Origin of the sequence: Leuconostoc sp. S50 (assembly GCF_016624925.1) — a bacterium.
GTDB lineage: Bacteria > Bacillota > Bacilli > Lactobacillales > Lactobacillaceae > Leuconostoc > Leuconostoc pseudomesenteroides.
In genome coordinates this window covers 1-8,170 of record NZ_JACVUE010000022.1, presented here as the reverse complement: position 1 = coordinate 8,170, position 8,170 = coordinate 1, and the positions used below count along the sequence as shown (strand labels likewise).

The following is an 8,170-nucleotide window of genomic DNA, read 5'->3' as shown; positions in this document are numbered from 1 at the left end:
TGTTGCCTAAGAAACTGAATAAAAATAGTCCAATTTATTGACTTCTGAGCACTGGAGTATGAGATGAAAAAAACGATAACTATTATTTTAGTTTTGGTATTGTTTGGATTACTATTTTTAAATCCTACCCTGGCTTTCGTTGGATTGGTAATTTTTGGATTAGTCATGAAATTCGTTAACACAAAATAATATATATAGCGGGTACAAATTTAATGAAGTTTAGGCGAAAAAGTAGAACTAAGACATGGCTTACCCTGGTCTTGTTAGTCGTGATTTTAATTGTCGTTTTGATTGCTGGTTTTAAATTAAATAGTCTTTTCAATAATCAAGATGACGGAATTCAAACAAGTCAGTCAACTACAGCTACAATGGTTAAAAACCTTGAAAAAGTTGATGAACATGTTTTTTTGAATGTCGGTATACAAGATATCGAAACAAGACAAAATAATCTTAAAATACCATGGACTCACATAGGGGTACCACTAACAGAGAAAAAAGCGATAATTATTTTAAACTATGATGCTAAGTTGGGAATCAAAAATCCTGTCAAGATTAAATATAATGATAAGAACCAAGTTGATATTACAGTACCTAAATTCGACGTTATTGGTGTCGAATTAGATAAGAAAAACCCTTACCAACTTTATGATGACAGTGGCAATATTTTGAGTGCATCAACAAAAAACGTCGATACGGGACAACTTGTTTCTCAAGCACTTTCAAGCAGTAAACAAAAGCATTACTTAAAGACATACAAAGACATGATTCAGGATTCGGCTAAGGATTATTACACCACACTTTTCAAGTCGACTGGCAAAGAAACAAGTGTGAAAGTTAATTTTGAGTAATAGAATATTGCTACATAACAACTAATTTAAAAGACGTCTAACACCAAAAATGTTAGACGTCTTTTAAACTTGTATCCTTTCATGTCTTGTGTTCATAAAAAAGCAACTGTTCACGCACCAGAAAATATGCGAATTGTAGTTAGTGAAATACTGATATTTTACCAAGTGCGTAGTAGGATATCTAGACTTTACTTTTTAGATCAGAATAAAAATAATTAATAATCAAGATTTTAATCATTAATTTTTGAGTGATAAGTTGAGTTTCATTCAATTTCATTGTATGGGAAAATTATGAAGATGTTAAAGCAGTACTTTTTGCTCCTATACTATGAACATAGACTATTTGGCTGATTTTATTCGGTTATCATTAAAGTCTCTAAACTTTTTTTACAAGGTGTTAGGTTACCTTATATGAAAAAAATTTCTTTTTTCATTATATTCAAAACTTGTATTAAACGGTGCACTAATTGCATTGAGTCTATCCATGACTAAAATAGCTTCCTTTTCTGATGGAATGACCGGTAAACCACGCTTAATGGCATTATCACGTGTCATGCCTAAATCAAGTGGAATGACATTAAGAGTGGTTAGCCGTCTATCATCATTGATTTCCAATTCTAAAATGATATTTTGCGAAAATTTCTTGTCGCCGCTGAACCCCTTAAAATTGCCTTTTTCATCAACCGCTCTTTGATGATGTAATTGTGACGGCTTAGAATGTCCATCAAGACCGTACGCTTGATACATCTCTGGGGGAATAATTGAGTTTCCTGCTTCAAATTCCATGATTAAGCTACCTAAATTATAAAAAATCCATTTATCTTTGTATAGCTCTGCTCCTCTGATGAAATGTGCGCCATGACCAATCACAATATCAGCGCCAGCATCAATTGCTGCATGAGCCGTGTGCACGACAAAATCTGCAGGCTGGTCTTCATACCAATCGCCATTGACACCCTCATGTGTATGAATGTTTAAGAAAACAAAATCGCTTCGCTTTTTGGCATCTTTAATGCTGTCTAATATTTCATTCAGATCATTGGCATCAACCTCGGTTCTAAACTCTGTTTTTTTTGCCTTTTTAAAAGTTAGATTTTTCTCAAATAGGGATCCAAAAACTAACGTCTCATTATCTGGTGCATCAAATCCCTCAACATTTCGGCCATGTTGATTACTACCCGACAAACCTAATTCATTGGATATCTCATTTAATTGATCGAATTGCTGCTCGTTAACTTGATACTCCTCGTACCAGCGCAGCGGATTCACACCTGGACGAGCAGGGACACCATTTCCAGAGTTGCTGGCAGCGAATATATCACCACGTGTTGCTGTTGCGGTAACAAATCCAATTCGTCCATCCGAAGTATCGTAGAAGCTCGGAAGCCTTGCTTCATCTAACGATTTAGCCAAGCCACCTACAATCAAGTCATGCTCTTGGGCAGATTTAAGAGAATCCAAAATGCCTAATATGCCAAAATCACCACTGTGGTTATTAGCCATGGAAATCAATTTGATATTCAGGTCATTAAATTCTTTAAGTATGCCAGGCCTAACAGCTGTAACATAACCTCTGCCTGCTGCCACTGGTCTATTCTCTTCTGGTGTCGTAAATTCCGCGTTAGCAAACACCGCATCAGCAGCCCGTAATTTTTCGACTAATTTCTTATCTAATCTATTAGCCAAGTTTCTACTGGAGAACAACATATCACCTGCTAAGATTATTTTCATTTTGAATACTCACTTTTCCAAATCGGAAATTGATTTTTTGATTTCCATTTTGCCAGGATAATGCTTTTTAATCCATGATTGAATCGTTGGATCATGATAAATTGTAACCAACTTTTTATATGTCGAATCGTTACGGTGCTTTTCGTTTGTGGCGATGACATTTACATTTGCCCTAGTGTTCTGATCTAACTTTTCATAATATATTGAGTTCTTAAAGACATTTAACTTTGCTGCTTGTGCTGTATTGTTATCAATTGCAACAGCTGCTATTCCCCTGTCATGAAGTAAAGAAGGCGTTGTAGTCGATATCACTGATTTGATGTGAAGATTTTTACCGTTTTTAATAACATCATTGGGAGTTAATAAGTCATTAATATCGTGCTTTTTTAATGTTATCAGACCTGCAGATTCTAATAGTTTTAATCCTCTACTCTGAGACGCAGCATCATTTCCGATTGCAATAGTCTGATTTTGAGAAATGGCCTTCACGGATTTATATTTTGTTGAATATAACCCCATAGGCTGAATATACGTCGTTCCTAATGCAAAAATTTTTCTTTTTGGGTTGTTTTTATTATATGTTGTGAAAAATGCATAGGATTGAAAGGCATTTGCTTGAATATCATTGTTTGACAATGCAGTGTTTAAACTGTTTGAATCCGTAAAGTCCTTTACAATAATTTTAACATGATATTTTTTTGCCACTTTTGAATTAGCAATATGTTTCCAGACTTCCGTGTCTGTGGCTTGTGAACCAACCGTTATTGTCTTACTCTTGTTCGAAGAATGTGATTTAACAAATAACATTGACAGAATCAACATTATGATGATTATTACCCCTAGGCTCAACCATTTCTTGGGCTTTTTATTCATAGTAGCAATTTCTCTCTTTCGGATTTATTTTACGGTGATGGCAATGTTGAAAAATGTTACAGATTTGAGATTTAAATATTTTAACGATATCTCTCTACTTTAGCATACTTACGTAACTCTTCTAAATTTTTCACTCCAGACAATAACATCGTATTTTCTAATTCGCTCTTCATATGACGCAGAACACTTTCTACACCTTTACTACCACCCAAATGTAGACCATACAGTACAGGTCTTCCCAATGCTACAATGTCGGCGCCCAAAGCTAGTGCTTTAAAAACGTGCTGACCATTTCTTATACCACTATCAAAAATTATCGGAACACGTTTATTGACTGCCTCAGATATTTCTGGTAGGGCTTCGATAGTTGACCTTGTAGCGTCCAACTGTCTACCACCAGTATTTGAGATCCAAATAGCATCAGCCCCGGCTTCGATAGCTCTGACGGCATCCGTGCCATTTTGAATACCCTTAATAATGACCGGTAGCTTTGAATATTTTTTAATAACTTTAATTCTATCTGGATTAATATCTGAATGTTTCCTGTTATTGACTGAAAGTATGTCCAAACCTGTTGGGTAATTATCATAGGCTGATAATTGTTGAAACGGCAGATCTGACGGAAAGTCGAACTTATTTTTCAAGTCACGTTCTCTACGACCAAAACTGGCACCAAACACCCCTACTACAATGGCCTTAGCCTTATTGTTGACTGCAGTATCCAGCAAAAATTTGTTTAATCCAGAATCCGAATCTTCATCATAGTGATACAACCATGGGGTTTCGGGAGAAGAGTCATGGATAGAAGAAATTAATTGATTGCTAAAATGTGAAACTGTCATAATACTTCCAGTCTTAGCGACACCTCGAATAGTTTCCAACTCCGCATTTTCATGGACTAACCCATGGGCAGCTGATGGCGATACAATTATTGGCAATGTTAAGTTCTGCCCAAGAAAGCTTGTTGAAGTATCTGCCAAGCCATCGTACAAGCCATGCATGACACTAGGTATAATTTTAAAATTTCTGAAATCATCGGTATTGGCGCGCAAAGTTTCCTCATCACCAGCACCTCCTAAAATAAAGTCAGCTTCAGAATTATGATTTTGCTGTTTCATACTACTTTGGAATTGTTTTTCTAAAGATCTAATGTTGACAATATCTAAATATTGATTTTTTTCTGACGTTTTATAACTCATCTTTGATCCTCATTCTTTGATTATGATATTTGGTAATCGGTAACCAAACCTTACGAAAAGTTGAAATTATCTTATGCTGATTGCTGTTAAGCATTCCTTATTGAAAAGTAAATTAATTTAGCGATTTGAGTTAAAAAAAACTTTTTTTCATCATTATTGTACCTTTGGTGCACCCTTCCAAACCGCAATTTCTCCGGTGCCACTTTTGTTATCAATATAATCGGCCACATTATCAGATTGGTAAGCTTTGACAAATTTTTTAATCGCAACACTATTTTTTTTGCTTTTTGTTGTTGCAATAATATTAATTCCCCCGTGGGTATTTTTATCTACTGGCTGCACATATATGGCTGACTTGATTGATCGACCAGATCCGACGATAAAGCTAGGATCAATGGCGGCAACATCTACCTCTGGTAAAGTTCTAACCAATTGGTCAGTTGCTAATTCTTTAAATTTCAGATTTTTTTTATTCTCAACGATATCTTTTACCGTTGGATCTTTTACATTACTGGCTATTTTAATCAATCCCGCAGATTGTAATACCAATAAAGATCTACCTTGGGTAACCTTACTATTTGAAATGCCAACCGTTCCATTTTCTGGAATATCTTTAATTGATTTGTGCTTGTCGGAATATAGGCGACCAGCCACTAAAATTGTTTCCCCGACAGGCACAATATTAGACTTATGGCTCTTATTCCAATCATTCAAAAAGATGTAATGCTGAAACGCATTTGCGTCAATATCGCCTGATGTTAACGCAGCATTAGGTTGTGTATAATCCGTGAACGTTTTTATTTTTAAGGTCAGTCCTTCTTTTTTGGCATTATTTTTTATAATTTTCCATTGCTTGTCGGTGCGTTTATCGCCTGCCATGATACCAACCGTCAGTGTCTCTTTATCTTTACTTTTGGTCTGTGGACCAAAGCTGGCATAGGCAATACCGGCGATAGCGACGACAGCCACACCACCAACAAGCCATTTAGTTGTTTTACTCATGATACGTATTTCTCCCTGTTTTCTCTAAATGATAATACTTGATTTTTAGAATGGCGATGAACAAGATATTTTGTCAATCAAAAAAGCCGCTTCTGTACTTTGTCAATACAGAAGCGGCTTACCATAAGCGCGATACCATTCTGAGTTTGGACTATTTGTTACCAAATAGTTGCTCACTAACCATCGGGCATCGGGAAATGATCCTAGCCGAATGGTGTGCCCGTTAACGGGGGCCAAATCGTTGCAAACTAAACGGTAAACCGATTCGTCTGCACCAATCACAGGTCATTTTCACAATCGCACGCACGCTAACTCACATCTTCCGTTAGCTTTCTTGGCTTTGATAAACTGTTACTTTCCTGTTCAATTCGTTTCATTCTAAAAATCGTTATAGATAATGCTACATCCCATTCAATGTATTGTCAAGGATGTTCTTACTTAAAAACAGTAATAGACTATTATTGATTTTAAATAGTTATAAATACTTGTCAATCAAATTATGTTAGAAATAGTTTCCTACTTACATTCTCCTTTGCTCAGAAGTCAATAAATTGGATTTTGAACATAACTTTTAGCACGAGCTAAAATGAATTGGATCTCAACCAAGTTTTTAGCATCATTCAAATCATTTTTATTCGGGCGAAGCTGATCCAACTGTTTTTTTGCTGCTAAGGGATTGAGATAAGTATAGAGATAATTATGCCAATCCAAAAATGATTTCAATCGTCGCCAATAAATACCGGTCCCCCAAAAAACAATATCAGGAAATTTATTAAATTGCATGATAATTGTATTGAGTTGATTGAATGCCAGAGCATCATGGGTTATCTTGAAATGTTGTGTTACCTTACCATCAATCGCCACCGCAACTTGACTAGTAGCTTTAGAGACATCAATACCAATAACATAGTGCATAATAGCACCTCCTTAAAAAATATTTGAAACAACCACTGAAACCTCACGACCATTTATTTTTCTATACTCGACGTCTAGCGCCTAACTTACTAAGATCAAATTGTGTGGTAAAGCCAGTGAAATGGCTATTTTTTTCTACGACGTCTGGTGTCAAAAAGACCAACGACCTAAGTTTCACTACCAATTTTAGAATAAATCCAAAAAAGGTGAAGATCATCTCCGTCGAGAGTAGGCTTCACCTTTAATGTTAGTAATTTTTTTAGTATAAGAGCATTTACACAACTGCTGGTTAATAACTATAAGTATACTATTTTCCAGCATTTAAACTTATTGAATGAACTCCTTGTCCAATTTCGGCGACGTAGAATGAAGCTTCATATCCAACTTTATCTTTGTATGCTTTTCCAACTATTTGTTTTAATTCAGCAACATTTCGTTTATTAACTAAAGCAATAGCACAGCCCCCAAACCCTGCTCCGGTCATTCTTGCGCCTAGAACGCCTGGGACTTTTTGAGCAGTCTCTACTAAGGTGTCAAGTTCAATTCCTGTCACTTCATAGTCAGTCTTTAATGATTCATGAGACTCATTTAGCAACCTGCCAAATTCCATCATATGATTATCTTTTAAAAGTTTAACGGCTATTTTAGTTCTTTCATTTTCACTAACTGCATGTTTCGCTCGACGCGCCACAACTTCTCTATTAATTAAATGTTTGCTTTTTTCAAATGTTTTACTGTCAATTTCCCCCAAAAAATTGATTCTCAATTCTTTTTGTAAGTCAAAGACCGCTTCTTGGGTTTCTCTAACACGCTCATTATATTTAGAATCGGATAGCTCTCTTTTCTTGTTGGTGTTCATAATTACTACAACGTTGTCACGCATTTCCACGGGAACAAGTTCGTAAATCATCGTATTGGTATCGAGATAAATTGCTTGATTTTTTTCACCATATCCGATTGCAAATTGATCCATAATACCAGTATTAACACCAATATAGTCATTCTCCGCTTTCTGACCGCTAGCAACTAATTGTAGACGAGGAATTTTTAGATCATACAACTTTTTTACTACAATTCCAGCAAGTAATTCTAAGGACGAGGATGAAGATAATCCTGATCCATTGGGAATATTACCGACAATAGCTAGCTCAAATCCATGGTCGAATTTATTACCATACAATCTCAATGATTGAAGCACACCTTTTACAAAATTTCCCCATGAGCCTTTCTGCAAATGATTTTCATCATTAATATCAAAAGTAATAACGCCCTCATTTGAAAAATTTTTGGAGTATAGTTTAACAAATCTATCATGGCGAGACTTTGCAGCACCATAGGTGCCAATCGTTATAGCCGCAGGTAGAACATGTCCTCCGTTATAATCTGTATGTTCACCAATTAAATTGATTCGACCAGGTGAAAAGAAAAAATCACTGGGTTGAGAGTCAAATTTTGATTGAAATTCTCGCTCTAATTCTCTATATATTTTGGATTCCATATTGTTATCTCCACTATTATTGTTATTGATCCTCATGTCGTTCATCATAGCCTTTAGGGTGGCTCTGATGCCACTGCCAAGCTGTCTTGATAATGTCTTGCACA

Annotated in this window: 7 protein-coding genes; 1 reads left to right on the top strand and 6 read right to left on the bottom strand. The window is 35.7% G+C overall.

Going from position 1 to position 8,170, the window contains the following annotated elements; translation table 11 throughout:
* Nucleotides 1-212 precede the first annotated feature (212 nt).
* Nucleotides 213-848 carry a DUF4230 domain-containing protein gene (locus tag IAE53_RS11195; RefSeq protein WP_147651538.1) on the top strand — a complete coding sequence of 212 codons (636 nt, stop codon included), beginning with the start codon at nucleotides 213-215 and terminating at the stop codon, nucleotides 846-848.
* A gap of 402 nt (nucleotides 849-1,250) precedes the next feature.
* On the opposite strand, the gene IAE53_RS11190 is transcribed toward IAE53_RS11195, so the two are convergent.
* From IAE53_RS11190 to IAE53_RS11165, 6 genes are all read right to left on the bottom strand, one after another.
* Entirely contained in the window at nucleotides 1,251-2,579 is a 1,329-nt protein-coding gene (locus tag IAE53_RS11190) for a CapA family protein (RefSeq protein ID WP_147651540.1), read from the bottom strand.
* Between the two features lie 9 nt (nucleotides 2,580-2,588).
* The gene (locus IAE53_RS11185) at nucleotides 2,589-3,452 is read right to left on the bottom strand and encodes a MetQ/NlpA family ABC transporter substrate-binding protein (RefSeq protein ID WP_147651542.1); all 864 of its coding nucleotides are present in this window, start codon (nucleotides 3,450-3,452) and stop codon (nucleotides 2,589-2,591) included.
* Nucleotides 3,453-3,532: 80 nt separating this feature from the next.
* Nucleotides 3,533-4,651, bottom strand: coding sequence for an alpha-hydroxy-acid oxidizing protein (locus IAE53_RS11180; RefSeq protein ID WP_147651544.1), 1,119 nt, complete (start codon nucleotides 4,649-4,651; stop codon nucleotides 3,533-3,535).
* Between the two features lie 153 nt (nucleotides 4,652-4,804).
* Complete coding sequence (locus IAE53_RS11175; protein WP_147651546.1) at nucleotides 4,805-5,653, bottom strand: MetQ/NlpA family ABC transporter substrate-binding protein; 849 nt, start codon at nucleotides 5,651-5,653, stop codon at nucleotides 4,805-4,807.
* A gap of 543 nt (nucleotides 5,654-6,196) precedes the next feature.
* Entirely contained in the window at nucleotides 6,197-6,568 is a 372-nt protein-coding gene (locus IAE53_RS11170; protein WP_233610771.1) for an IS110 family transposase, read from the bottom strand.
* A gap of 307 nt (nucleotides 6,569-6,875) precedes the next feature.
* Complete coding sequence (locus IAE53_RS11165) at nucleotides 6,876-8,066, bottom strand: galactokinase (RefSeq protein ID WP_147651548.1); 1,191 nt, start codon at nucleotides 8,064-8,066, stop codon at nucleotides 6,876-6,878.
* Nucleotides 8,067-8,170 lie beyond the last annotated feature (104 nt).

Coding starts and splice junctions, on each gene's coding strand:
- IAE53_RS11190 (WP_147651540.1), bottom strand. CDS start 2,579: ATGAAAATAATCTTAGCAGGTGATATGTTGTTCTCCAGTAGAAACTTG.
- IAE53_RS11170 (WP_233610771.1), bottom strand. CDS start 6,568: ATGCACTATGTTATTGGTATTGATGTCTCTAAAGCTACTAGTCAAGTT.
- IAE53_RS11175 (WP_147651546.1), bottom strand. CDS start 5,653: ATGAGTAAAACAACTAAATGGCTTGTTGGTGGTGTGGCTGTCGTCGCT.
- IAE53_RS11180 (WP_147651544.1), bottom strand. CDS start 4,651: ATGAGTTATAAAACGTCAGAAAAAAATCAATATTTAGATATTGTCAAC.
- IAE53_RS11195 (WP_147651538.1), top strand. CDS start 213: ATGAAGTTTAGGCGAAAAAGTAGAACTAAGACATGGCTTACCCTGGTC.
- IAE53_RS11165 (WP_147651548.1), bottom strand. CDS start 8,066: ATGGAATCCAAAATATATAGAGAATTAGAGCGAGAATTTCAATCAAAA.
- IAE53_RS11185 (WP_147651542.1), bottom strand. CDS start 3,452: ATGAATAAAAAGCCCAAGAAATGGTTGAGCCTAGGGGTAATAATCATC.